Consider the following 26,441-nt stretch of genomic DNA (forward strand, 5'->3'; position numbering starts at 1 on the left):
AAACTATCCCTGATTTTTCTTTTCTTGCTTCAGGGTAGGTTTAATTCTTGCCTGATCAATTGTTTCTACGGGAAAACAAATCTCTTCGTCATCAATCTGAATGATCACTTCATCTTCTTCGATACCCTTGAGCAGGCCTGAAAACTTACGCTGGCCTTCGTAGGGCAATCTTAGCTTGATCTGCACCTGTTCGCCTGCACAGCGCTGATAGTGCTCCAGCTTGAACAAGGAACGGTCCATTCCTGGAGAAGAAACCTCCAGGGTATATTCACTGGCGATGGGGTCTTCAACGTCCATCAATGCACTGATTTGACGGCTAACCTGGGCGCAATGGTCCACCGTGATGCCGTCATCACTATCAATATAGACACGCAAAAGGGTATGACGTCCGCGCCCACCGAATTCAAGGCCCCAGAACTCGAAGCCCAGCGATTGCACGACCGGCTCTATGAGTTGCTCAAGTAGTTTATCTTTACTTGCCACGGAAAAGCTCCAGCTTTCTGCCTCAGGAGGTGGATGGTCACCAGGCCGGAAAACTTCGAAGGATGGTTGTAAGGCACCGCCAGCGCGAAGACTTTTTCGACCTAACAAAAAGCCCCTTAAAAAAGGGGCTTTCGATAAATCTTGGTAGCGGGGGCCGGATTTGAACCGACGACCTTCGGGTTATGAGCCCGACGAGCTACCAGGCTGCTCCACCCCGCATCAGAGGAAAGTACTATACAGACAGAGCTAGCCAAGGTCAAGCTAACTCTTTAAAGGCTTGGTGCCGAAGGCGGGACTCGAACCCGCACGGCCTGTGGCCACCACCCCCTCAAGATGGCGTGTCTACCAGTTCCACCACTTCGGCTTGTAGGACTTGCCTTGCTCATGTTGCCGGGAGGCAACTCATTGCAAGGCGGGCAAATGATAGTGGGGTCACCCGGCGTTGGCAACCCCTAATCCAAAAAAATTACTCTTGCTCGTCATCCAGAAGGGGCAACTGCTCCTGCTGGGACTGCTCTTCAATAACTTCCTGCGAGGGAACGCCAGCGTCTTCTGCATACTGCTGGTTAGCCATAACCGCCAAAAGCAGGCTGGTCGCAAAAAAACCAGTTGCCAGAATCGCGGTCATCTTGCCCAGAAAACCCAGGGGACCCAGGCTACCAAACACGGTATTGGAAGCACCGCCACCAAAGGAGGCACCTGCTTCAGCACCTTTACCCTGCTGCAGCAAAATAAGAACAACCAGGCCTGCGGCCAGAAGCACATGTATACCTAAAACCAAACTTTGCATAGCTTATCAACCTGCTGCGTGTGCAATTGCTAAAAACTGACCGGCATCCAGAGATGCGCCGCCAATCAACCCGCCATCGATATCCGGCATCGAAAACAGTGATGCCGCATTTTCTGCTTTCACACTGCCGCCATAGAGGAGGAGTGCCTGCTCTGCTAACTGCCCATCCTGCTCAGCGATGGCCTTCCGTATCAGAGCATGTACTTCTTGCGCTTCTTCTGGCGAAGCACTCAAACCGGTACCTATCGCCCAAACAGGCTCGTAGGCAAAAACCACCTTAACCAACTCCTCACTGGAAAAGGCGGTCAAAATGGCCTTCACCTGCTCAAGAACAACATCGCGCGTCTTCCCAGCTTCACGTTCACCCAGGGTTTCACCGACACAAACAACTGGTTTCAACCCCTGGGCAAGCGCCTGACCAGCTTTTTCAACGACCAGAGCATCCGTCTCCTTTTGATATTGACGGCGCTCAGAATGGCCGAGAAGAACATATTCAACACCCAAGTCTGCCAGCATACTGGCAGCCACTTCGCCGGTATAGGCTCCTTCTGGCGTGGCCGCACAATCCTGTGCGCCCAAAGCCACATCAGTGCTCTTGAGTTTTTCTGCAGCCAGCGGCAGGTAGGGATGCGGTGGACACACCAAGAGACGACAAGCCAAACCCTTTTCCTGGGCAACTGGATCCAGCAAGCGCTCAAGCAGCTCACGGCTAGCATTCATCTTCCAGTTTCCAGCTACCAGTTTCTGTCGCATTGAGTCATCCACTTTGGTTAATCAAGGCGGGGAATTCTATTAAAAAAGCCGCCTAACCTCAACCTGCAATCTCGGCAACCAGGGCTGCTATTTCCTCTGCCAGAGCCTGAACCTCTTCTTCCTTGTCACCTTCGACCATTACCCTTAGAAGTGGCTCTGTCCCCGAGGGCCTCAAGAGAACGCGTCCACGGCCATCGAGCCGGGCTTCTACTTCTTCAACCTTAGCCAGAATTTGTGGATGCCTCAGCAGAGCATCTTTTTTCGCACTGGTCTTAACATTAACCAATGCCTGCGGCATCTTGTTGATGGACTGCAACCATCCCTCCAGGCGCCGCCCACTTTCGTTCAGGGCTTGCAATACCTGCAAGGCAGCGACAATACCATCTCCAGTTGACTGCACATGCCGACAGATGAGGTGTCCCGAGCCCTCACCACCCAGCAGCCAACCTCTTTCCTGCAACTCAGCCATGACATAACGGTCACCAACCTTGGCGCGTGCAAAAGGAATATCCAATTCCTGGAAAGCCAGCTCTATTCCAAGATTGGTCATAAGCGTACCCACGACGCCACCCTGCAACTCGCCCTTTTCCTTCATATGCCGAGCCAGGATATAAAGCAGCTCATCACCATCCACGAGTCGGCCGGTTGAAGTCACCATCACCAGGCGGTCGCCATCACCATCAAAAGCCACGCCTAAATCAGCACCAACTTCCAACACGCGCGCCTGCAAAGCCAAGGGCTTGGTTGAACCAAACCCTTTATTGATATTCAAACCATCGGGCTTGGCTCCAATTACATCCACTTCCGCGCCCAATTCTTCAAAGACATCCGGGGCGATATGGTAGGTAGCACCATGGGCACAATCGACGACCAGTTTTAAGCCCTTGAGACTGGCACTGAAGGGCAGGGTATTCTTGCAGAATTCAATATAGCGCCCTGCCGCATCGGCAATACGTCTGGCCTTGCCCAGTTGAGCCGGGGCCGCTGTTTCTAGCGGTTGCTCCAACCAGCTCTCGATTTCCAGCTCCGTTTCATCAGGCAGTTTTTCACCCGTTGCCGAGAAAAACTTGATGCCATTATCTTCAAAAGGGTTGTGGGAGGCGCTGATCACGATACCGGCATCGGCGTGAAAGGTTTGCGTCAGATAAGCAATTCCCGGGGTCGGCATGGGGCCCAAGAGATACACATCAACCCCGGCTGAAGACAGGCCTGCCTCCAGGGCTGATTCCAGCATATAGCCGGATAGACGGGTATCCTTGCCAATTAGAATGCGCTTTTTTCCCTGACGAGCGAAAACCTTGCCTGCGGCCCAGCCCAGCTTGAGAATAAAATCAGGTGTAATCGGTGTCTGACCCACTCGGCCTCGAATACCATCTGTTCCAAAATATTGTCTTGTCATCTAGCTATTCGCTCATTCTTTTTCTGTCAAAGCTTGCCAAATACTCAGTGCGTCTTTTAGTCCGGCCACATCATGGACACGCAATAACTGCGCGCCTTTTTGCGCAGCCAGGAGGTGGGCAGTCACACTGGCCACCTCTCTTTCTTCCACTGGCCTTCCGGTAAGCTCACCCAGCATCTTTTTGCGCGACATCCCCACTAAAAGCGGGCGCCCCAGTTCATGCAAGGCTTCCAATTGATTCAGTAGCGTTAAATTATGATCCAGGTTCTTGGCAAAGCCAAAACCCGGGTCCAGCAGCAATCGCTCTTCTGCAATACCAGCAGCCTGGCACGCCTCGATTCTTGATCTTAAAAAAGCTATCACTTCTGCAACCAGATTCTGGTAACTGGCTTGCTGTTGCATACTACCCGGCTCACCTTTCATATGCATCAAACAAATCGGTAGGCCTGTCGCTGCAGCGGCTTCCAGTGCACCAGGACGACTCAAGGCTCTGACATCATTTATCAGATCCGCCCCTCTGGCAGCTGCTTCTCGCATCAGCTCGGGATTACTGGTATCGATGGAGATCCAGGCATCGGTTTCCTGGCGCAAGGCTTCCAGAACAGGCAGGACTCGATCCATTTCTTCCTGGGAAGCTACCGCCTGGGCACCCGGGCGGGTGGATTCCCCACCTAGATCCAGCAGACTGGCGCCCTCCTGCTGCAGTTTAATTGCATGGCGCAAGGCCTGGTCGCGCTGATGGTAACGCCCACCATCGGAAAACGAATCGGGCGTAACATTCACAATGCCCATGATTTTGGGACGATCCAGAAGAAGCCGCCTTGAAGGCGCCAGGAGTTCAAAAAAGGGCATACTGAGGTTTCCTTGCTTGCTTCAAACCTAAAAAACCCCGCTGAGCGGGGCTTTTGCAATCAGATCAGTGAACAGATCCACCCAGTGGATCGCCCGGCTTACGCTCCGGCTTGTCCTCTTCAGCTTCCTTTTCCTTGTCATCTTCAGAAGCTGCCTGATCTTCTTCTTTGGCTTCCACTGGCAAGCCGCCATCACCGTCACCCCAGTCTTTGGGCGGCTCAGGCACCTTGCCATCCATAATCTGGTCAATCTGCTTGGAGTCGATGGTTTCATATTCCATCAAGGCGTCTTTCATCAACTCCATCTTGTCGCGATTTTCTTCAAGCAGTCGAGTCGCCTCGGCATAGCATTCATCCAGAATCCTGCGAATTTCAGCATCCAGCAGCTCAGCCGTCTCATCACTGACATTGGCCTTGGCACCACCCTGACCGCCACCAACAAAGATTTCACCTTCGTCTTCACTGTAGAGAACCGGTCCAGCTTTTTCAGAGAGGCCCCACTTGGTCACCATGTTGCGAGCCATTTTAGTGGCCTGCTGAATGTCATTCTGGGCGCCAGTCGAAACCCACTCAGCACCGTAAAACATCTCTTCGGCAATGCGCCCGCCATAAGCAGAGGTAATTCGGCTCAACAAATAGCGCTTGCTGTAGGAAACTCGGTCCTCTTCAGGCAGGAACATGGTTACACCCAGTGCGCGCCCGCGGGGAATAATCGAGACCTTGTAGACTGGATCATGGGCTGGAAGAAGACGCCCGAGAATGGCGTGACCTGCTTCGTGGTAAGCCGTCATGATCTTATCTTTTTCGGTCATGACCATGGACTTACGCTCAGCCCCCATCATGATCTTGTCCTTGGCCTTTTCAAATTCTTCCATACCGACAAGGCGACGATCATTACGCGCAGCAAAAAGAGCTGCCTCGTTGACCAGGTTGGCCAAATCAGCCCCTGAAAAGCCAGGGGTGCCGCGAGCAATTAGATTGGCCTTAACATCGTCAGCCAGCGGCACTTTACGCATATGCACATCAAGAATCTGCTCACGCCCACGGATATCTGGCAGACCAACGACAACTTGACGGTCAAAACGCCCCGGACGCAACAGTGCCGAGTCAAGCACATCCGGCCGGTTGGTTGCGGCAATCACGATTACACCATCGTTGGGATCGAAACCATCCATTTCGACCAGCAACTGGTTCAGCGTCTGTTCGCGCTCATCATGACCACCACCCATGCCTGCGCCCCGCTGGCGACCTACGGCATCGATCTCGTCGATAAAGATGATACAGGGCGATTGTTTCTTGGCCTGCTCAAACATATCCCGAACACGCGAAGCACCTACACCGACGAACATCTCCACAAAATCAGAACCGGAGATAGTAAAGAAGGGCACCTGTGCCTCACCGGCAACGGCCTTGGCCAAAAGAGTTTTACCCGTACCCGGGCTACCCACCATGAGAACCCCACGTGGAATCTTACCGCCCAGGCGCTGAAATTTGCTGGGATCTTTCAGAAAATCGACCAGCTCCTTGACGTCTTCCTTGGCTTCATCACAACCAGCCACATCGGTAAAGGTGGTTTTAATCTGATCCTGAGACAGCAGGCGCGCTTTGGATTTACCAAAACTCATGGGGCCACCACGGCCACCAGCACCACCGCCACCCTGCATCTGGCGCATAAAGAAGATAAAGATAGCCATAATCAGCAGGATCGGGAAACTGGCAATCAACAGGCGTGTCCAGATGCTTTGACCTTCCGGCTTGCGACCTTCAACCTGAACATTATTACTCAAGAGGTCATCCATCAGCTTGGGATCTTCAGCTGCAGGACGCACGGTCTGGAAGCGGCTGCCATCAGAACGCACCCCTTCAATATCATAGCCATCAATAGTGACTTTACGTACCTGCCCCTGCTGAACTTCCTGGACGAATTGGGAATAGTTCAGACTATTATGGGTTTGCTCAACATTAAAATTATTGAACACGGTCAGTAGGACTGCGGCAATTATCAGCCACAGAATGAGATTTTTGGCCATATCGTTCAAGGCAATGCCCTCTTGTTTGATCTTGCCTGCTGAGTACAGAAAACAAAAAAGCGGTACAGCTTTTACTTCTATACTACAGGAATTCCTAAGTGAGACCGAACAAAAGTCGGTCTCGTTCCATTTATCTTTTGTATCAGGCCAATTATTTTTTATTAGCCCTTAAAACCTCTTGCCAACAAATAAACTTCACGTGATCTGGCCCTTGATGCTTTGGGCTTGCGCGTGAGAACCCGCTGGAAATTCTCTCTTAACATCTTCAGGTATTCATCATAGCCCTCGCCCTGAAAAACCTTGGCTAGAAAATCGCCACCAGGACGCAAAACCTGTTGCCCCAGATCCAGAGCCAACTCAACCAGGTACATGGCTTTGGGCTGATCAATTGCATTCATACCACTGAGATTGGGCGCCATATCCGAAATTACAAGGTCGGCTGGCTCACCTTGCATAGCATCAAGCAAGGCATCCAGCACAGAATCTTCGGTAAAATCCCCTTGAATAAACTCGACCCCGGCCAGAGCATCCATGGGCAAGATGTCTGATGCCAGAACACGACCACGCCCCTGCAAACGATCGGCTGCCAATTGTGACCAGCCACCAGGCGCACTGCCCAGATCTATGACGGTCATACCAGGCTTCAGCAAGTGGTCTTTATCATCGATTTCTGCCAGCTTGTAGGCTGCTCTGGAACGATAACCATCTTTTTGAGCCTGTTGCACCCAATGATCATCAACATGTTCTTTCAGCCAGGCTGCACTGGTTTTTGATCGAGCCACGAATACCTCTAGAATGAAAGCTGCTTACCAGGGGATGACCCAGGCAGATACAGGGATTAGAATAGCCGCCAAGCCGACGTATTCAACTTCGATTTTAAACAGAGTAGATTAACATGAGCCTTAAAGGCGCACAAAAGAAAGAACTCCGAGCCATTGGCCACTCCCTTAGCCCGGTTATTCTCGTGGGTGAAGAAGGCCTGACCGAAGGCCTTATCAAAGAAGCGGAAAGAGCACTGAAGGATCACGAATTGATCAAAATCCGTTTCGTGGGGGAAAGAGACGAAAGAGCTGAAATGATTGCTGAATTGGCTGAAGAGCTGGATGCTGAAGTGATTCAGACAATCGGTAAAATGGGGCTCTTTTTTCGCCGAGCCAAAAAACCCAATCCCAAGCTCTCCAATCTGCTTAGAAACGGCTTCAACTAAAAAGGCCGAATCGCCGCCTAGACAGGACTGACTCCAGATGCCTGGCAGTCAGCCCTGTAGGGGGCAATTACAGGCCAGCCGCTGATTTCAAAGCTTCGGCCTTGTCCGTCATCTCCCAAGGAAAGGCCATAAAACGATCCTCTCCAACCGTCATTTCGAAGGGATTACGTCCGAAATGACCGTAGGCAGCCGTCAAGCGGTACATGGGATGCAGCAAGTCCAGCATGCGGGTAATCGCATAGGGGCGCAGATCAAAGTGCTCTCTGATCAGGCCGATCAACTTTTCATCACTAACCTTACCGGTTCCAAACGTATTGACCGAAACCGAAGTCGGCTCAGCCACACCGATTGCATAGGAAACCTGAATTTCACAACGATCGGCCAGCCCGGCGGCCACTAGATTCTTAGCCACATAGCGGCCCGCGTAGGCTGCCGAGCGATCCACCTTGGACGGATCCTTACCAGAAAAGGCTCCACCGCCATGACGTGCCATGCCGCCATAGGTATCGACAATAATCTTACGTCCGGTCAAACCACAATCGCCAACCGGGCCGCCAATCACAAACTTGCCAGTTGGGTTGATATGGAAGCGGGTATCCTTGTGCAGTAATTCCTGGGGTAGGGTGTTTTTGACGATCAATTCCATGACCGCTTCCTGCAGATCCTTTTGCGATACATCAGGATGATGCTGGGTCGACAGGACAACCGCATCAATGCCGGTTACCTTGCCATTTTCATAACGACAGGTGACCTGACTCTTGGCATCCGGACGCAGCCAGTTCAACAAGCCGCTCTTACGGGCTTCGGCCTGGCGCTCCACCAAGCGATGAGCATAGGTGATGGGGGCCGGCATCAACACATCCGTTTCATTGGAGGCGTAGCCGAACATCAGCCCCTGATCGCCAGCGCCCTGATCTTCAGGCTTCTGCCGATCCACACCCTGGGCAATATCCACCGACTGCTTACCGATGATATTAATCACCCCACAGGTATCTCCGTCATAGCCCACCTCCGAAGAGGTATAACCAATATCACGAATCACACCGCGAACCAGATCCTCCAGGTCGACCCAGGCATTGGTGGTGATCTCCCCCCCCACGATAGCCACACCCGTTTTAACCAAGGTCTCGCAAGCTACCCGAGCCTGCTTGTCTTTAGCCAGCAAGGCATCCAGTACGGCATCGGAAATCTGGTCGGCCAGTTTATCCGGATGACCTTCGGAAACGGATTCGGAGGTAAACAAAGAATACTCACTCATAACGGCGTAAAGCTCCTGACGGCCAAAAATATCCGACTATTCTACCCAGCAAGACAGCCAGGTGCACATGAAAAAAAGCCAGCTTCAGTTGAAGTTTGCTACTGAAGGGAAGATGCGGGAAAATAGCGCAACTTTCAATTGATCTACAGAACTAACACCCCTGGTGAGGAGAGCAACACCCATGACTTCACGTTTTGATCGTGCCAATGCCCTGCGTGCGCTGGCCATGGATGCCGTACAAAAAGCCAAATCCGGCCATCCTGGCGCCCCTCTGGGTATGGCTGACATCGCCGAAGTGCTATGGAATGATTATTTAAAGCACAACCCCCAGAACCCCAACTGGGCGGATCGTGACCGTTTTGTGCTCTCCAACGGCCACGGCTCCATGCTGATTTACTCGCTGCTGCACCTGTCCGGCTATGATCTTTCCATCGACGATCTGAAAAACTTCCGTCAGTTGCACAGCAAGACACCCGGGCACCCTGAATATGGCTATACCCCTGGCGTCGAAACCACAACCGGCCCTCTGGGCCAGGGTGTTGCCAATGCCGTGGGTATGGCTCTGGCAGAAAAGACCCTGGCCGCCCAATTCAATCGCCCAGGTCACGAGGTGATTAATCACCACACCTATACTTTTTTGGGTGATGGCTGTCTGATGGAAGGCATTTCCCATGAAGTCTGTTCTCTGGCCGGCACCCTGGGGCTGGGCAAGCTGATTGCCTTCTACGATGACAATGGCATTTCCATCGATGGCGAAGTGGATGGCTGGTTTACCGACAACACTGCGCAGCGCTTTGAAGCCTATAACTGGCAGGTACTGCGGGTTGATGGCCACCAGCCTGACGAGATCAAGGCTGCCATCGAAACTGCTCGCCAGGATAACGAGCGCCCCAGCCTGATCATTTGCAAAACCATCATCGGTTTTGGCTCCCCCAACAAACAGGGCAAAGAAGATAGTCACGGTGCCCCTCTGGGCGAAGATGAAGTAGCTTTGACTCGCGAGCAGCTCGGCTGGACCTCAGCGCCTTTTGAAATTCCTGAAGCAATAAGTGCAGAATGGAATGCCTGTGAAAAGGGTGCCCAAGCAGAGCAAAGCTGGCAAAAAACCTTTGACGCCTATGCCAAGGCTCACCCTCAACTGGCAGCTGAACTTGAGCGGCGTTTAAAGGGGGATCTACCTGAAGGCTTTACCCAAAAAGCCGATGATCTCGTGAAAAAACTCCAGGCCAGCGGTGAAAAGCTTGCCAGCCGTAAAGCCAGCCTGAATGTGCTCAACGAACTGGCCCCTGAACTGCCCGAACTTCTAGGTGGCTCTGCCGACCTGGCTCCTTCCAATCTGACCTTCTGGAAGGGCGCCCAGGCCATCACCCGTGATGATGCCTCCGGCAACTATATCCATTATGGCGTTCGCGAATTTGGCATGGCTGCAATCATCAATGGTTTGGCCTTGCATGGCGGCTTTATTCCCTATGGTGCCACCTTCCTGATTTTCATGGAATACGCCCGCAATGCCCTGCGCATGGCGGCTTTGATGAAGCAACAGCACATTGAAGTCTTTACCCACGATTCCATTGGCCTGGGTGAAGATGGACCTACTCACCAGCCCATCGAGCAGTTGGCCAGCCTGAGGGGCACACCCAACATGAGCGTCTGGCGTCCAGCCGATGCAGTAGAAACCGCTGCTGCCTGGAAAGCAGCCCTGGAACGCAAAGATGGCCCCACAGCTCTGATTTTCTCACGCCAGGGCCTGCCTCATCAGGAGCGTGACAGCGAGCAGCTGGCGGCCATTAGCCGCGGCGGCTACATTCTCAAGGACTGTGAAGGCGAACCCGAAGCTATTATTATCTCCAGCGGTTCTGAAATTGCGCTGGCTGTAGAAGCAGCCCAGGTCATGGCCGACAAGGGACGCAGGATTCGTGTTGTCAGCCTGCCTTCGGCTGATGTGTTCGAACAACAGGATGCGGCCTACCGCCAGGCTGTTCTCCCTGCCGAAGTCGGCACTCGTCTGGCCATCGAAGCCTCACATAAAGACTGGTGGTACAAATATGTGGGTCTGGAAGGCAGTGTCATCGGCATGGACACCTTTGGTGAATCCGCGCCAGCAGACCAGCTTTTTGAAACCTTTGGTTTCACGCTGGATAATGTAGTCGCACAGCTCGAAGAACTGCTGGAAGGTCTGGACGACTGATAATGCCGAGACTGGCAATCAATGGTTACGGCCGTATTGGCCAATGCCTGCTTCGCGCTCTCACCGAGCGCGAAGACACCCGCAATCTGGAACTGGTCGCCCTCAATGAGCTTTCAGATCCGGAAACCGTTGCCTACCTGACCCGTTATGACACCATTCACGGGCGTTTTCCCGGCCGGGTCAGTATCGACGGGGATCGTTTGGCAATTAACGGCCGCTCTCTGCAGATCCTTTCGCATGCCCAGCCAGAAGACCTGCCCTGGCGGGATCTTGATATAGATCTGCTTTTGGAATGTTCGGGCAGTTTTCGTGACCGGGAAACCGCCGAGCGCCACCTGCAGGCTGGCACTAAGCGACTCCTCTTCTCCCAGCCCGCAGAGGCAGATGTAGACGCCACGATTATTTATGGTGTTAACCATTCCAGTCTCCAGCCAGCGCACCGGATTGTTTCTGCCGGCTCCTGCACCACCAATTGTGTAGTGCCCCTGTTGCAGCTTCTGGATTCCAATCTGGGTATTGAACATGGCACCACCACGACCATTCATTCAGCCATGAACGATCAACCGGTCAGTGATGCCTACCATCAAAACAACCTTCGCCTGACACGCTCGGCCATGGCCTCGATCATCCCGGTTGATACGGGTTTGGCCCGCGGCATCAGCCGTCTGCTGCCTCACCTGGATGGCCGCATTGAAAGCCTGCATCTACGGGTGCCGACGCTGAATGTCTCGGCGATGGATCTGACTCTCTGCCTGCAAAGAGACACCAGTGTCGATGAAATCAACCAGCTGCTGCTGACTGCCAGCCAAGGGCCATTAAAAGGCATTCTCGGCTACACTGAAGAACCTCATGCTTCGGTAGACTTTAATCACGATCCCCATTCCGGCATTCTCGATGCCACCCAGACACGGGTTTCCGGCAAACGCCTGGTAAAACTTCTCTGCTGGTTTGACAACGAATGGGGCTTTGCCAACCGCATGCTGGATGTTGCCCAGCATTGGTTAAACTCAACACTTTCCAAGAATCACGAACAGCAATAATTAGAGGACGACCCATGCAAGTCACCAAAATGACCGATCTGGATTTAGCCGGCAAACGAGTACTCATCCGCGAAGACCTGAATGTGCCCGTCAAAGATGGCAAGGTCACCTCCGATGCCCGCATTCGCGCCAGCCTGCAAACCATCAAGGCGGCCAAGGATGCTGGAGCAGCTATACTGCTCATGTCCCACCTGGGCCGCCCCGAAGAAGGGGTTGCCGACGACAAGAATTCCCTGGCACCGGTAGCAGAGCATCTTTCCGGCCTTCTGGGCCAGGAGGTCAAATTGGTTAAAGACTATCTCGACGGCGTGGAGGTGACTGCCGGGGAAGTCGTCCTGCTGGAAAATGTGCGCTTCAACAAGGGCGAGAAGAAAGATGACGAAGCCCTGTCAAAAAAATATGCCGCTCTCTGTGATGTTTATGTGATGGATGCCTTTGGTACCGCCCACCGTGCTCAGGCTTCGACTCATGGCGTTGCCCGCTTTGCCCCGGTTGCTTGTGCCGGTCTGCTGCTGGCCGCAGAACTGGAAGCCCTGCAAAAAGCTCTGGCTGAACCGGCTCGCCCCCTGGTGGCGATCGTGGGAGGCTCCAAGGTTTCCACCAAGCTGGAAGTTCTCAATGCGCTTTCCGACAAGTGTGATCAATTGATCGTGGGTGGCGGTATTGCCAATACCTTCCTGGCCGCGGCGGGCAAGCCTGTTGGCAAGTCGCTCTATGAAGCCGATCTAGTCGATCAAGCCAAAGCCCTGCTCAACAAAGTCGATGTACCCCTGCCTTCTGATGTCGTCGTGGCCAAGGAATTCTCCGAAAATGCCGAAGCAACGATCAAGTCGGCCGATGATGTTGAAGAAGATGACATGATCCTGGATATCGGTCCCCAGTCTGCAGCAGCCTTGTCTGTCCTGCTCAAGGACGCAGGCACTATTCTCTGGAACGGCCCGGTTGGGGTTTTTGAAATCCAGCAATTCAGCAGTGGCACCCAGGTGCTCTCCAAGGCGATTGCCGAAAGCAATGGCTTCTCCATTGCCGGTGGAGGTGATACCCTCGCCGCCATCGATCAGTTTGCCATTGCTGATCAGGTTTCCTACATCTCCACAGGTGGCGGTGCTTTCCTGGAATATGTTGAAGGCAAAACCCTGCCTGCGGTGGCTGCGCTTGAGGCAGCGGCCAAGCAGTAAATTTGATCATCAGGCTCGGGGCTAGAGTGGCGGTTATTTGCCCACCCCGAGCTTTCTGTAAACGTGAAGCTATTTAACCCGTTAACTGAAAGGTAAATAATCATGGCTCTTATTTCCATGCGCCAACTGCTGGATCATGCCGCCGAACACGGCTATGGCGTTCCAGCATTCAACGTCAACAATCTGGAGCAGATGCGCGCCATCATGGAAGCGGCCAATCGTACCGATTCCCCGGTGATCGTGCAGGCTTCTGCCGGTGCCCGCAAATACGCAGGTGCACCCTTCTTGCGTCACCTGATTCTGGCTGCTATCGAGGAATTCCCTCATATCCCCGTGTGTATGCACCAGGATCATGGTACCAGCCCCAGCGTCTGCCAGCGTTCCATTCAACTGGGTTTCAGCTCGGTCATGATGGATGGTTCTCTAGGCACTGATGGCAAAACACCCACCAGCTATGACTACAACGTGGACGTCACTCGCAAGACAGTGGATATGGCTCATGCCTGCGGTGTTTCCGTGGAAGGTGAGCTGGGCTGTCTGGGCAGCCTGGAAACCGGCCAAGCTGGTGAAGAAGATGGCGTAGGTGCTGAAGGCACGCTGAGCCACGAACAGATGCTGACCGACCCGGAAGAAGCCGCTGATTTCGTCAAGCAAACCGGTGTGGATGCTCTGGCTATTGCCATCGGCACCAGCCACGGGGCCTACAAGTTTACCAAGCCCCCCACCGGCGACACTCTGGCGATCAGTCGAATCAAGGAAATCCACGCACGTATTCCTCACACCCACCTGGTGATGCACGGCTCTTCATCCGTTCCCCAAGACTGGCTGGAAATCATCAATGAATTCGGCGGTGAAATCCCGGAAACCTACGGGGTACCTGTCGAGGAAATCGTGGAAGGCATCAAGCATGGTGTTCGCAAGGTAAATATCGACACCGACCTGCGCCTGGCTTCAACCGGTGCTATCCGTCGCTTCCTGGCTGAAAACCCGGCCGAGTTTGACCCGCGCAAATACCTGAAGGTATCCCAGCACGCCATGGCTGATGTTTGTATCAATCGCTATGAAGCCTTTGGTACGGCCGGTCATGCCAGCAAGATCCGCGCGATCCGCCTGGATGACATGGCAGAACGCTACCTGAGAGGCGAACTGGAACCCCAGATTAACTAAGCCTTGAAAAAAGCCCCGGCAGAATTTTTTTGCCGGGGCTTTTTGTTAATGATCTGAACCTCACTCGCGGGTGCGACTAAGCTCGGCTGGCATCCACAGGCTTTGCATCACATAGGCTTTGAATTCTTCCGTATAGTCCTGCTGATCCAGCGCTTGCTGCATGCAAGCCAACCAGGCATCTCTTTCCTGGGGCCCTATATCCAGGTGTGCATGAGCCTGGGGAATCACTATAGAGCCATACTTATCCTGGTAGCGCTTGGGCCCACCCAGCCAGCCAAACAAAAACCAGCTCAGCTTGTCTTCTGACTCACTCAGATCTTCCTTGTGCATTGCACGAATACCTGCCGCCTCGGGCAGAGACTCCATGGCCTGGTAAAAGGCCCGACATAGCTTGCGAATGCCTTCTTCACCGCCAGCAGCCTGGTAGGAAACATCCTCCTCACCAAAATAACGGCCGGTGAGAGGATCACGAATTTTTTTGGGTCGATTGGGCAGCATTGAGTAACTCGATTAATTCATTCAGTGGCAGTGGATAACTGATGTAATAACCCTGACCCAGATGACAGCCGGCTTTTTCCAGAAGATCTCGTTGCAGGCGTGTTTCAACACCTTCAGCGACTACTTTCATCCCCAAGCCCTGGCCCAGGCCAATCACTGCAGAGATGATACTGGTATTGCTGTCAGCCGAAACCAGATCACTGACAAAAGTCTGGTCGATTTTCAGGGTATTAACGGGAAAATTACGCAAATAAGCCATGGATGAATAGCCGGTACCGAAATCATCAATGGCCAGGCGAACACCCAGATCTCGCAAGCCTCGCATGGTTTCTATAGCTTCATCCGCCTTATCCACCACCATGCTCTCGGTAATTTCCAGTTCCACCTGTTCAGGGAGAATGCCGGTTTCCTCGATGGCTTCCTGCACCAATTCCTTAAGACCAGGACGTTGAAACTGGCGCATGGAAAGATTGACAGCGATCTGCAGCGGATAACCCAGGGCCTTGCTGGCAGTAACCGTATCCCGCAAAGCCTGGAAGAGTATCCAACGGCCCAGCGGATTAATCATCCCGGTATCTTCGGCCAGAGGAATAAACTCGCCCGGGGTAATCATGCCTTCATCCGTCGGCCAGCGAATCAAGGCCTCCATACCACTGATTCGGCCTGTATCCAGCTCCTGTTTGGGCTGGTAGTAGAGTACAAATTCCTCCCGGGCGATGGCATTTCTCATCCTGGCTTCCAAGCGTACTCTTTTGGCACTGCTGACATTGAGATCATCGGAAAAGAAGCGGTAACCGCCCTTGCCTTCTTTTTTTACCTTATTAAGTGCTGACTCGGCGCACTGCAGCAAGGCATCCTCATTATCGGCATTGTCCGGGTAGACAGCCAGACCCAGGCTGGCAGAGATGTAAATTTCCTCACCCTGGACATAGAAGGGAGCTTCCAGTGCTTTAAGCAGCCGCTCTGCAACGATACCGGCATCATCGGGTCTGCGCAGTTCACTCAAAACAAAGGAAAAATCATCCCCACCCATGCGTGAAAGCAGATCGGCATCCCTTTCCTGGCGTTGTTCCTGGCGGGCCAAGAGGTCAGTCCGGCGAATTCCACCCTGCAAGCGTTGGGCTATTTCCACCAATAATTGATCACCTGCCTCAAAGCCAAAGGCATCGTTGATCAGTTTAAAGCGGTCCAGGTTGAGCAAAACCAAGCCCGTGCGTGAATTGTGCCGGGTAGAAATATTGAATTCATGACCCAGACGGTTGCGAAACAGCATGCGGTTGGGCAGATCGGTCAGAGGGTCGTAATGGGTCAGGCGCTCCAGGTCGGCCAGAGATTGACGCTGTTCGGAAAGGTCACTGAAAAGTGCAAAATAATTCTGAATGCGCCCCTCGCCATCCTTGATGGCCTCAACACTTAGATGCTGCAGATAGGCCGTTCCATCCGGGTGGTAATCCCAGACCTCGCCTTCCCAGATGCCCTGTTCTTCCAGACTTTTCCAGATTTTGCGGTAAAAGTCCGGTTTGTAGCGACCGGAATGATTGAGGTCGGCCGTCCTTCCCAGTGCATCGGCCACCGCTACCCCGGTCAGGGCCTGATAAGCAGGGTTCACATAGATGATGCGCTTTTCTGCATCGGTAATTACCAAGGCGTGACGGATCTTCTTGGCAAGCGCAGCAAGCAGAGGGTCACCTAAAACCTGATAATGCATGTCATCCTTTCTCCTATCATCCATAGACCTCTCCATAAACCCTGCGTTAATCAGGCATTAAATTAGCAGTAATCGTCGCTGCTGTCATGAATCTGACTGCGAAGCTTCCAACTCCTGTTTTAATTGTGCAATCTTGGCATCTTTGTGAGCCCAGATATCACCAATCCAGGCATGGAATTCCTTACGAAATTCACGATCCTCCTGGTAATCCCCCTCACACATTCTGGCTGGCAGTGGCTGTTGTTCCAGATCGATAATCACCCGGCCAACCTGACCACTGAGAAGCTCCCAAAAAGTTGGCGGCTTATCGCCAGGGTAGACCAGAGTGACATCCAGCAGGCTATCCAGCTGCTTGCCCATGGCCTTGAGCGTAAAGGCAACACCGCCTGACTTGGGTTTCAGAAGATAACGATAGGGTGAGTTTTGACGCTCCTGCTTAGCAGGTGTAAAACGTGTGCCTTCCAGATAATTAACCAGGGAAACGGCTCGTCCCTGCAAACGATCACAAGCCTTGCGCGTAATCTCCAGGTCCTTACCCCGCAAGCGAGGGTTCTTGGCCAGCTGTTCTTTGGTATAGCGCCGCATGAACGGGTATTCCAACGCCCACCAGGCTAACCCCAGGAAAGGCACATAAATCAGGTCGCGCTTGAGAAAGAAGGTAAAGAAAGGTGCCTTGCCGTGAATAGCTGCGATCAAGGCGGGAATATCGACCCAGGTTTGATGGTTGCTGATCACCAGAATGGATTTATCCCGGCTCAGTTGCTGCTGACCGCGAATATCCCAATAGGTGGGTGTCAGGTAGCGAAAAATCCAGACATTAATCGTTGCCCAGGTGCTGGCAATCCAGCGTACCGCTTCAAACAGGCGGTCACGAACCGCTCTGACCGGAATCACAAATTTCAGCAGGGCTAACAGCAGCATGGGCAGCATGCCCGCCAGTGTGTTGATTAAAAGGAGACTGGAGGTCAGTATCCCTATCAGCAGATGTCGCATCTTCTTCCTCAAGGCGTTATTCTCATTAATAATTTGATAGAAAGCAGATTAAACCTACCAAATATATGTTATTTTTCAGGAGTCGTTGAATGGCATCAATGCAAGACCAACTCCGTCGTCTGGTCTATTCTACCGAGCAGGGCGATATCTGTCCTGCCTGCCAGGAATCAAAAAATGCGTGCCGCTGTGACGAGCTGGCCGATACTGAGCATCTGCAGGAGCTCGATGGTATCGTTCGCATCCGCCGCGAAACCTCGGGGCGTAAGGGCAAGGGCGTGACAACCATTACCGGCGTCCCTCTGCCCAAGGACGAATTAAAACAACTGGCCGCCAGTCTGAAGAAACGCTGTGGTACCGGGGGAGCCCTCAAAGACCGGGTGATTGAAATTCAGGGCGACCAGCGTCAATTGCTACGCCAGCTACTGGAAGACAAGGGTTTTAAAGTCAAGTTAGCTGGCGGCTGAACAACAACAAGAGAGCAGGTGTGAAACTCAAATTATTTCTGGCTATTACCATCCTGGGACTGGCAGGCTTTATTCTGACCCAGGCCATCGGTCAATCCCTCGCTGCCCAGTTGCCCGAACGCTTCTTTGAAGAGTATGGGACTCCCATGCTGGTTATAGATCCGGAAACCGGCCGAATTCGTCATGCCAACCCCGCAGCAGCCAATTTTTACGGCTATGCTATCCCCGAACTGACGGGAATGAGCATCCAGGAGATCAATGCCCTGGATGCCGAAGACGTTGCCAAGGAACGTGCCGAGGCCCGCCAGCAAAATCGTAACTACTTTATTTTCCCCCATCGTCTGGCCAGTGGTGATATACGAACTGTAGAAGTTCACTCCTGGCCCATGCAAACCGACGATGGGGAAACCCTGCTGTTTTCGGTCATCCTCGACATCACAGGCAAACAAGTTGCCGAATCCAGCATTCTTGAATACAAGGACCGCCTGGAAGAACTGGCCGAAGAACGCTACCAGGCCCTGGTGGATTCCCAGGCGAGTAACTTTCAACTGCTTTGGTTGGCTCTGGTGGCGCAGCTGACCGTCATCGGCCTGCTGATCTGGAACATCCTCAATCGCCGCAAGGCTGAACACAAACTTCAGGAGAAGACCACGATTCTGGAGGGCCTGCTCAATTCCATTCCCGACATGATCTTCTTCAAGAACCGTGAAGGCCAGTATCTGGGATGCAACAAGCAGTTTGCCGAATTTGTCGGCAAGAAACCCGAAGCCATTATCGGCACCTCTGACCATCAGCTGTTCACGAGCCAACAAGCCAAAGCCTTTTACCAAACCGATACCCAGGTTCTGGCCAATCACCAGATCGTTCATTCTGAAGAATGGACTCGTTTCCCCGATGGTCAGGATCGCCTCCTGGATAAGCTCAAGGCGCCTTTGATCAACAACCAGGAAGAATTTATCGGCGTGCTGGGTGTCAGTCGCGACATTACTGAGCGTCATGAAAGTGAACAGCGAATCAAATTCTTGGCTTATTATGACCCCCTGACCAATCTGCCTAACCGCTATCTTTTCCAGGAAAAATTCATCCAGATCCAAGAACACCTGGCACAGGGTGACACGGTTGCCGCCCTGGTCATTATCGATCTGGATCATTTCAAGAATATCAATGATGCTCGCGGCCACCAGGTTGGTGATGATCTACTGATTCAGCTTTCGACACGCCTTCAACAACTGCTCAGAGAGCCTGAAGCCCTGGCTCGTTTTGGTGGGGATGAATTTGTTCTGCTGCTCACCGAAGACCGCCAGGATGGCGAGGAACAAGCACGGCAGCGTCTGCAGGAGCGTCTTGATAGCTTCCAGAGCAGCCTGGCCCAACCCTTGAACCTACCCGGTCAAGGTGAATTCCTGTTAAGCAGTAGCCTGGGAGCCGCCTTTTTCAGCACCAAAAAGTCCAGCTTTGATCGCCTTCTCAAAGAAGCGGATATTGCCCTCTATGCAGCCAAGGAAGCCGGGCGCAGCACCTGGCGCCTGTTTGAACCCAGCATGCAGGCCCAAGCTGAAAATCGTTTTGAGCTGGAAGGTGAGCTGCGCAAGGCATTGGAACTGGAGCAATTCCAGCTATACCTGCAGCCTAAAACCAATCAAGAAGGACGGGTGTATGGCAGCGAATCCCTGGTGCGTTGGCTGCATCCGGAAAAAGGTATTATTCCCCCGGATGCCTTTATTCCTCTGGCGGAGGACACCGGCCTGATTCTGCCACTGGGCGAATGGGTACTCAAGCAAACCCTGCAACTGATGCCTCAGCACCCCCAATTATCCTTTGCCGTGAATATCAGTCCACGCCAGTTCCGCAGCCAGGGTTTTGTCGAACGGGTGCGCCAACTACTGGAAATGACCGGCGCAGATCCCAGGCAACTGACCCTGGAGGTCACAGAAGGCCTGTTAATTACCGACTTTAAGCAGTCGTCACGGCGGATGCTGGAACTGCAACAACTGGGCATCAGTTTCTCCATTGATGATTTCGGCACTGGCTACTCCTCCTTGTCTTACCTGAAGCGCCTGCCCATCAATGAACTGAAAATCGACCGTTCTTTTGTTCAGGATTTACCCCAGGATTCCAGCGATGCTCTGCTGGTGGAGACAATGATGGCTGTCGCCCATCACCTCAAGCTATCCGTGGTGGCTGAAGGGGTAGAAACTCAGGAGCAAAGAGACTTTCTCTATTCCCTGGGCTGCTACCTGCATCAGGGGTATTTTTATGGCAAACCTGAACCGGCTGAACAGCTATTGGCGCGTCTGGAGGATTAAGCTGGGGCATCTCGGGCCGTTTTTACAGCAAAGCGCCCGCTGCCTCCTGCTTTAATCCAGTGGGGTCAGAGGCGCAAAGCCCAAAACCAGCCATTTTTCCCCGGCACTATCAAAGTTGATCAGGAGCCGGGCTCTATCCCCCTGACCTTCACAATGCAGAATCACGCCTTCACCGAATTTCTTGTGGGCCACCCGCTGGCCAATTCTCAAGGCAGCGCCTTCATTGGTGACCGGGGCTTCCAGAGGATTACCCGAAGCACCACCTACGCGGGGCCGGGGCCGACTGGAAGGTGTCTGCATAGGGCGACTGACGGCAGCCCTTAAGCGAACTTCTTCAAGCAGTTCTCTGGGCAATTCGGTCAGAAAACGCGAGGGGCGGCAGAAGAGATCACGGCCGTACATGCGGCGATTTTCGGCAAAAGTCATATAAAGTGTTTGCATGGCGCGAGTAATGCCCACATAGCAAAGCCGCCGCTCTTCTTCCAGACGATCTTCACCTTCATCCATGGCCATCTGGTGGGGAAAGAGTCCTTCTTCCATGCCCGCCAGAAAGACCAGCGGAAATTCCAAACCCTTGGCGGTATGCAGGGTCATCAACTGAACGGCATCCTGGTTTTCATCCGCCTGATTGTCACCGGCATCCAGACTGGCTTCAGTCAGGAACACGGCCAGGGCTTCACGGCCCTCAAGATTGACCGTTTCCTGCTCCTCCTGGTCTTCCAGTGGTAATAGGGGCTCATATTGCTGAACGGCAGAAATCAGTTCTTTCAGGTTTTCCACGCGAGCCTGGCCCTTTTCACCTTTTTCACGCGCATGAAAATCCAGCAGACCGGATTTTTCAATCACGGTATCCACGGTATCGTGGAGAGTCAGGCTCAGCGTTTCTTCGTCCAGGCTTTCAATCAATTCCAGGAACTGGTGGAGGTTACTGGCCCCTCGACCCTTGATCAGGGACTTGGCCAGCATCTCCTGGACAGCATCCCAAAGCCCCACACCTTCATCCCGGGCATAGGCTCGCAATTTTTCCAGGGTGGTGGTGCCGATACCGCGGGTGGGCGTGTTGATAACGCGTTCAAAAGCGGCATCATCCTGGCGGTTAACCAGTAAACGCAAATAACCCAGGGCATTCTTGATTTCCAGGCGCTCGTAGAAGCGCTGGCCACCATAGACCTTGTAGGGTACGCCCTGGCGCAAAAGAGCTTCTTCCAGCGTGCGCGATTGCGCGTTCGAACGGTAGAGAAGCGCACAATCGCTACGCATTCCGCCATCTTTCACATGCTGCTGGATAATATCGACAATAAAACGCGCCTCATCCTGTTCATTGAAGGCCGCATAGACGCGGATGGGTTCCCCCTGCTTGCCATCAGTCCACAAGGATTTACCCAGGCGACCGGCATTATTTTTAATCAGGGCGTTGGCCGCTTCCAGAATCGTCGAAGTGGAACGGTAATTCTGCTCCAGGCGCAATAGCTGGGCATCGGGGAAGTCACGGGTAAAGTTCTGGATGTTCTCAATTTTGGCACCGCGCCAGCCATAGATGGACTGGTCGTCATCCCCCACAGCCATGATACGACCTTCCGGGCCCCGCAAAAGCCGGAGCCAGGCATACTGAAGACCATTGGTATCCTGAAACTCATCCACCAGCAGATGAGCAAAGCGATCACGGTAGTGTTTGAGCAAGGCCGGGGTGTCCCTCAAGACTTCCAGGGCCCTCAGCAGGAGTTCGGCAAAGTCCACCAGGCCCTGACGCTGACAGAGCTCTTCATAAACCTGGTAAAGCTCTTGCATCTTGCGCTCAAAATCACCCCGCGGCAGCACATGGGCAGCTCGCAGGCCTTCTTCCTTGTGGCTGTTGATAAAGGCCTGCAATTGCTTGGGTGGGTATCTTTCACTGTCCACACCCAGATCTTTTTGCAGACGCTTGATCAGGCGCAACTGATCATCAGCATCCAGAATCTGGAAAAATTCAGGCAGCCCGGCTTCGCGCCAGTGAGTTCGTAAAAGGCGGTGGGACAGGCCGTGAAAAGTCCCCACCCACATGGAGCGAAGACTCATGCCCAACAGGGTTTCCAGACGCAGACGCATCTCCTTGGCCGCTTTGTTGGTAAAGGTAACCGCCAGAATCTCATAGGGAGAAAAACCCTCATTGCGGATCAACCAGGCGATTCGTTGCACCAGCACCCGGGTCTTGCCACTACCGGCTCCGGCCAGAACCAGTAGATCGATGGGAGGCGCTGCGACCACCTCGACCTGGGCAGCATTCAGGTCTTGCAGCAGGGGAGAGTCAAGCAATGAGGGCATGAGTCAGGCCTAAATTCTCAGGTAAAAAGGATAGAAACCAAGAATAAAATAGTAACATAGTCTGGATAGCCAGCCTCTTCCCAGTCTGTTATATATCGGGTTGGAGTCAAAGATAATTACAACTGACAATAAAGCTCAGACCCAAGCCAAAATGGACAAACAACAAGATTTTATGGCGGAGCGCCTGGCTTCTTCGTACAAGGACGCCGATCTTTTTTACCGACTTTCCTTGCTGGCAGCCAGCTTAGCCCTCCCCTTTTTATGGCCAGTTTTGCCCGGAAGCAACTGGCTGGCTGCCTGGTGGGCCGGCATGGCCCTGCTGTTGGCGGGCGGAAAAGCCCGCCACCTGGCCATCCGTGAACAGAAAAATCAGGCCTCCAGACATCTGGCCTTCTTGCGGCTGGGTGCTCTGCTGATCGGTTTCTGGTGGGCCGTACTTTTGGGCTGGTCACTCCCCCTGGTACCAGCAGCCCCCCTGGCTATCGGTCTGACCTTCACCCTCTGGTTTGCTACCCTCATTTTAACGACCAGTATCTACGTCCATTTTATTAGCGCGGCTCTGCTCTTTGCCCTACCCGGTGTGGTGACCCTTTTAGCGGTATCCCTCTACAGTCATCAATCACTACCCCCTATTTTGCTACTGGCTCCCCTTTTGGCTCTGCTCGCCAATGCCTGGCGCAACCGCCAGCTACTGACTCATCTGCATGCGGGCCATCAGCAAATCCTATCACTCAATCAACAACTACAGGGACAGCAGGCTAACCTGGAACAGGAGGTTAAAGCCCGCACCCTGGATCTTGAGGATGAAATGCGCCAGCACCAGAAAACCAGCCAGGAACTGGAAGATCAACGCAAGCGGATCAGCCAAGCCATAGAAGCCAGTCGGCTGGGACTGTGGGACTGGGATCTGGACAGTGACTCCATCTATCACTCCCATTTTGAAGAGATTTTCGGTTATGCCGAGAATGAAATCCCTCACTTCATGGGGCATCTCAAGCCTTTGGTTCATCCCGATGATTACCCACAGATGCGCCGCACACTGGTAGCCGCACTCAAGGGGAAAACCGAGCACTACCAATGCCGCTTCCGCATCCGCCACCGCAGTGGAAGTTGGCGATGGCTGGAAGACCATGGCGAAGTAGTAGAACGTCATGAAATCACCGGCAAGGCCCAGCGGATGCTGGGAACCCGCAGAGATATCACAGAAGAACAAGAGAAGGATGACTACCTGCAGCTGGCCTGGAAAGCTTTTGAGGCCTCGGGTGAAGCCACTTACATCGTTGATTCGGAAAGCCGGGTCATCTTTGTTAACCAGGCCTTTGTCGATATCACCGGCTATTCACGCCATGAGGTCATAGAAGGCAATTTCTGGGAGCTCCCCTGCTTTGCCAACTACCACAAGCTTTACAAGGGCATTTCCCGCAGCCTAAAAAATGAGGGGCGCTGGGAAGGAGAACTGAGCCAGCAGCGACTTAACGGTGAGAGCTATCCACAATGGCTGAGGGTGATCCGCGTCGTCAGTGGCTTCAAACAGGAGCCTTATACCATCGGTATTTTCTCTGACCTGACCCAGAAGAAGGAGGTCGAAGCGCGCCTGACTTACCTGGCAGAGTATGATGAACTCACCGGACTGGCCAATCGCAGTCAGTTTTATGATCGCCTCCACCAAAGCCTGGCTTCCGCACGCATCCAGGGCAAAAGCCTGGCTTTACTGGTTTTCGATATCGACCGCTTCAAGGCTTATAACAACTCTCTGGGCCATCATGCCGGGGATCAACTCCTGCGCAAGGTCGCTGAACGCATTACCCAGTTTCTAGCCGATGCCGAAATTCTTGCCCGCACCGGGGGTAATGAGTTTGCTCTGCTTCTGGAAGCGGATGAACACCAGGCCCTGTTAGTCTGTGAAGAGCTGAGGGAGCACCTCCACCATCCTTTCTATATTGACCGCCAGGAATTGCGAATCACCATCAGTGGTGGTCTCAGCTGCTATCCGGAACACACCCATGAACTCCAGGTTCTGATCAATCAGGCCGACCAGGCCCGCCTGCGAGCCAAGAGTACCGGCGGCAACCGTCTTCAAGTCTACAATGAAGACATTCGTCAAAGCAGTCTGGAACAACTGCGGCTGGAACAGGACCTACGCAAGGCTCTGGAAAACGATGAAATCAGCGTACACTTTCAGCCCAAGCTGGATCTGCACACCAACCGCATCACCAGTGCTGAAGCCCTGGCTCGCTGGCAACACCCCGAACAGGGTCGCATCCCGCCTGGAGTTTTCATTCCTCTGGCCGAACGCAGTGGATTGATTAATGAGTTGGGAAGTGCCGTTTTACGGGCCTCTTGCCGCCAAGCATCGGAATGGTACCAAAAAGGCTTTGCCATCCAGATTGCCGTCAACATTGCTGCCCAGCAGGTCGAAAGCGGCCATCTGGTCAGTGAAGTCAGTGACCTACTGGAAGAATTCGATCTCCCGGCGCGCCTACTGCAGCTGGAACTCACTGAAAGTACGCTAATGGAAGATGCTGAAGCCGCCACCCTGGAAATGCAAAACCTGCGTGCACGCGGTATTTCCCTGGCTATCGATGATTTTGGCACCGGTTATTCTTCTCTCAGCTACCTGCAGCACTTCCCGCTCGACATACTTAAAATCGATCGCAGTTTCCTGATGTCAGACAGCGCCCAAACCACTGAAGGCACTCTGACCCGTGCGATCATTGCTCTGGGCCATGGCCTGGGCATGCAGGTCGTAGCCGAAGGGGTGGAGGAAGAAGAACAGCTGGAAGCCCTGAAGCGTCTGAATTGTGATTACGCCCAGGGCTATGTGATCAGTCGCCCACTACCGGCAGCCCGACTCAATGAACTTCTGGAAGCCCAGGCTCAGGCTGAGTCGGCAGAGGGTTCGACAAGAAACTGATTAACGCAGACGGTCGGGCAGACGCAGGCCCTGCAGGCTTCGCTTGACGGCCTGAAGATGCTCCATCAAGCGCGGACCACGCATCTTGGCGACCCCGACAGCCAGGACATCAATCACGACCAGATGAACGATGCGTGAACTCATGGGCGTATAGATCTCAGTGTCTTCGGGCACATCCATATACAGCGGCAGGGTCACCATTTCTGCCAGGGGTGAACCGGAAGGACACAAGCCGATCACGCTGGCTCCGGCTTCCTTGGCCAGCTGCACACTCTGCATCAGGGATTTGGTACGCCCTGTCTGGGAAATCGCCACGACCACGTCCCCTGCTGTCAAGGTCACTGCGGACATATTCTGCATATGAGGGTCGGAATAGGCTGCCGTGGACATCTGCAGTCGGAAAAACTTGTGCTGGGCATCCACGGCGACGGCACCCGAGGCCCCGAAACCGTAAAATTCCACCCGGTTGGCATTAGTGAGCAGCTGTATGGCTTCCTGAAGGCTGGCTGTATCCAGCTTGTCGCGCACCTGAAGCAGCACACCGATGGTGGAATCAAAAATGCTGCGCGAGAATTCGGCAACCGTATCGCCGTCGTTCATGGAAAACTGGGTAAAGCTGCTGTCTGTTGCCAGCACCTGGGCCAGACGCAGTTTGAAATCCTGAAAACCATCGCAGCCCAGTGCTCGGCAAAAACGTACGACTGTCGGCTCACTGACATGCGCTTCTGTCGCAAGATCGACAATTCGCATGTGAATCACTTCATTGGGATTCTTGAGCACATAATTGCCCACCTTCTGCTCGGAGCGGCGGAAGGAATCCAGGGTTTTACGCAGGTGTTCCAGAATATTGATCACGGCAATTCAATCTTTTGATGACTTTGGCTGACTATTCTACCCGTGACAGCCCCCCCGC

At 53.4% G+C, this 26,441-nt stretch carries 21 protein-coding genes and 2 tRNA genes; 8 read left to right on the forward strand and 15 right to left on the reverse strand.

Going from position 1 to position 26,441, the window contains the following annotated elements; genetic code table 11:
- Window positions 1-3: 3 nt before the first annotated feature.
- The 9 genes from rimP to rlmE all read right to left on the reverse strand — a co-directional run bounded on the left by rimP (window position 4) and on the right by rlmE (window position 7,088).
- A complete protein-coding gene (gene rimP / locus DFK18_RS02655) occupies window positions 4-483 on the reverse strand; it encodes a ribosome maturation factor RimP (protein WP_114416670.1) in 480 nt (159 codons plus the stop codon).
- A gap of 142 nt (window positions 484-625) precedes the next feature.
- Window positions 626-702: transfer RNA gene (locus DFK18_RS02660), tRNA-Met, on the reverse strand.
- Window positions 703-761: 59 nt separating this feature from the next.
- A tRNA-Leu gene (locus tag DFK18_RS02665) sits at window positions 762-847 on the reverse strand.
- A 102-nt stretch (window positions 848-949) separates the two neighbouring features.
- Complete coding sequence (secG, locus tag DFK18_RS02670; RefSeq protein WP_114416671.1) at window positions 950-1,273, reverse strand: preprotein translocase subunit SecG; 324 nt, start codon at window positions 1,271-1,273, stop codon at window positions 950-952.
- Between the two features lie 6 nt (window positions 1,274-1,279).
- The gene (gene tpiA / locus DFK18_RS02675; RefSeq protein ID WP_114416672.1) at window positions 1,280-2,026 is read right to left on the reverse strand and encodes a triose-phosphate isomerase; all 747 of its coding nucleotides are present in this window, start codon (window positions 2,024-2,026) and stop codon (window positions 1,280-1,282) included.
- Window positions 2,027-2,084: 58 nt separating this feature from the next.
- Entirely contained in the window at window positions 2,085-3,425 is a 1,341-nt protein-coding gene (gene glmM, locus DFK18_RS02680) for a phosphoglucosamine mutase (protein ID WP_114416673.1), read from the reverse strand.
- A gap of 12 nt (window positions 3,426-3,437) precedes the next feature.
- A complete protein-coding gene (folP, locus tag DFK18_RS02685) occupies window positions 3,438-4,277 on the reverse strand; it encodes a dihydropteroate synthase (RefSeq protein ID WP_162299664.1) in 840 nt (279 codons plus the stop codon).
- 64 nt (window positions 4,278-4,341) lie between these two features.
- Window positions 4,342-6,315, reverse strand: a complete 1,974-nt coding sequence (gene ftsH / locus DFK18_RS02690) for an ATP-dependent zinc metalloprotease FtsH (RefSeq protein ID WP_114416674.1) — start codon at window positions 6,313-6,315, stop codon at window positions 4,342-4,344.
- Between the two features lie 152 nt (window positions 6,316-6,467).
- Complete coding sequence (gene rlmE / locus DFK18_RS02695) at window positions 6,468-7,088, reverse strand: 23S rRNA (uridine(2552)-2'-O)-methyltransferase RlmE (RefSeq protein WP_114416675.1); 621 nt, start codon at window positions 7,086-7,088, stop codon at window positions 6,468-6,470.
- 113 nt (window positions 7,089-7,201) lie between these two features.
- Here rlmE and DFK18_RS02700 point away from each other — a divergent pair, with 113 nt between their 5' ends.
- Entirely contained in the window at window positions 7,202-7,513 is a 312-nt protein-coding gene (locus DFK18_RS02700) for a YhbY family RNA-binding protein (RefSeq protein WP_114416676.1), read from the forward strand.
- A gap of 67 nt (window positions 7,514-7,580) precedes the next feature.
- On the opposite strand, the gene metK is transcribed toward DFK18_RS02700, so the two are convergent.
- Window positions 7,581-8,771, reverse strand: a complete 1,191-nt coding sequence (gene metK / locus DFK18_RS02705; RefSeq protein WP_114416677.1) for a methionine adenosyltransferase — start codon at window positions 8,769-8,771, stop codon at window positions 7,581-7,583.
- A gap of 181 nt (window positions 8,772-8,952) precedes the next feature.
- On the opposite strand from metK, the gene tkt reads away from it, so the two are divergent.
- From tkt to fba, 4 genes are all read left to right on the forward strand, one after another.
- The gene (gene tkt / locus DFK18_RS02710; protein ID WP_114416678.1) at window positions 8,953-10,959 is read left to right on the forward strand and encodes a transketolase; all 2,007 of its coding nucleotides are present in this window, start codon (window positions 8,953-8,955) and stop codon (window positions 10,957-10,959) included.
- A gap of 2 nt (window positions 10,960-10,961) precedes the next feature.
- Complete coding sequence (locus DFK18_RS02715) at window positions 10,962-11,999, forward strand: type I glyceraldehyde-3-phosphate dehydrogenase (RefSeq protein ID WP_114416679.1); 1,038 nt, start codon at window positions 10,962-10,964, stop codon at window positions 11,997-11,999.
- Window positions 12,000-12,013: 14 nt separating this feature from the next.
- Window positions 12,014-13,177 (forward strand): phosphoglycerate kinase, encoded by a 1,164-nt coding sequence (locus DFK18_RS02720; protein ID WP_114416680.1) that lies wholly within the window; start codon window positions 12,014-12,016, stop codon window positions 13,175-13,177.
- 102 nt (window positions 13,178-13,279) lie between these two features.
- Complete coding sequence (gene fba / locus DFK18_RS02725; RefSeq protein WP_114416681.1) at window positions 13,280-14,344, forward strand: class II fructose-bisphosphate aldolase; 1,065 nt, start codon at window positions 13,280-13,282, stop codon at window positions 14,342-14,344.
- A gap of 60 nt (window positions 14,345-14,404) precedes the next feature.
- Here fba and DFK18_RS02730 read toward each other — a convergent pair whose 3' ends face one another.
- The 3 genes from DFK18_RS02730 to DFK18_RS02740 are packed head-to-tail and all read right to left on the reverse strand — an operon-like array spanning window position 14,405 to window position 17,543.
- Window positions 14,405-14,842 carry a group II truncated hemoglobin gene (locus DFK18_RS02730; protein WP_114416682.1) on the reverse strand — a complete coding sequence of 146 codons (438 nt, stop codon included), beginning with the start codon at window positions 14,840-14,842 and terminating at the stop codon, window positions 14,405-14,407.
- Entirely contained in the window at window positions 14,811-16,574 is a 1,764-nt protein-coding gene (locus DFK18_RS02735; RefSeq protein ID WP_162299665.1) for a putative bifunctional diguanylate cyclase/phosphodiesterase, read from the reverse strand. Before DFK18_RS02735 ends, DFK18_RS02730 begins: the two co-directional genes overlap by 32 nt.
- Before the next feature lie 60 nt (window positions 16,575-16,634).
- A complete protein-coding gene (locus DFK18_RS02740) occupies window positions 16,635-17,543 on the reverse strand; it encodes an acyltransferase (protein ID WP_114416684.1) in 909 nt (302 codons plus the stop codon).
- 89 nt (window positions 17,544-17,632) lie between these two features.
- Between DFK18_RS02740 and DFK18_RS02745 the strand changes: the two genes are divergently transcribed.
- Both DFK18_RS02745 and DFK18_RS02750 read left to right on the forward strand, forming a co-directional pair.
- Window positions 17,633-18,007, forward strand: coding sequence for a translation initiation factor Sui1 (locus tag DFK18_RS02745; protein ID WP_114416685.1), 375 nt, complete (start codon window positions 17,633-17,635; stop codon window positions 18,005-18,007).
- Window positions 18,008-18,027: 20 nt separating this feature from the next.
- Window positions 18,028-20,313: a sensor domain-containing protein gene (locus DFK18_RS02750; RefSeq protein ID WP_114416686.1), complete on the forward strand. Its 2,286-nt coding sequence runs from the start codon at window positions 18,028-18,030 to the stop codon at window positions 20,311-20,313.
- Between the two features lie 51 nt (window positions 20,314-20,364).
- On the opposite strand, the gene uvrD is transcribed toward DFK18_RS02750, so the two are convergent.
- A complete protein-coding gene (gene uvrD, locus DFK18_RS02755) occupies window positions 20,365-22,614 on the reverse strand; it encodes a DNA helicase II (protein ID WP_114416687.1) in 2,250 nt (749 codons plus the stop codon).
- 151 nt (window positions 22,615-22,765) lie between these two features.
- Between uvrD and DFK18_RS02760 the strand changes: the two genes are divergently transcribed.
- Window positions 22,766-25,528, forward strand: a complete 2,763-nt coding sequence (locus DFK18_RS02760) for a putative bifunctional diguanylate cyclase/phosphodiesterase (RefSeq protein ID WP_162299666.1) — start codon at window positions 22,766-22,768, stop codon at window positions 25,526-25,528.
- Here DFK18_RS02760 and hexR read toward each other — a convergent pair whose 3' ends face one another.
- On the reverse strand, window positions 25,529-26,383 hold the full coding sequence (gene hexR, locus DFK18_RS02765) for a transcriptional regulator HexR (protein WP_114416689.1): 855 nt from the start codon (window positions 26,381-26,383) through the stop codon (window positions 25,529-25,531).
- Window positions 26,384-26,441 lie beyond the last annotated feature (58 nt).

Source organism: Marinospirillum perlucidum, assembly GCF_003336805.1.
GTDB lineage: Bacteria > Pseudomonadota > Gammaproteobacteria > Pseudomonadales > Halomonadaceae > Marinospirillum > Marinospirillum perlucidum.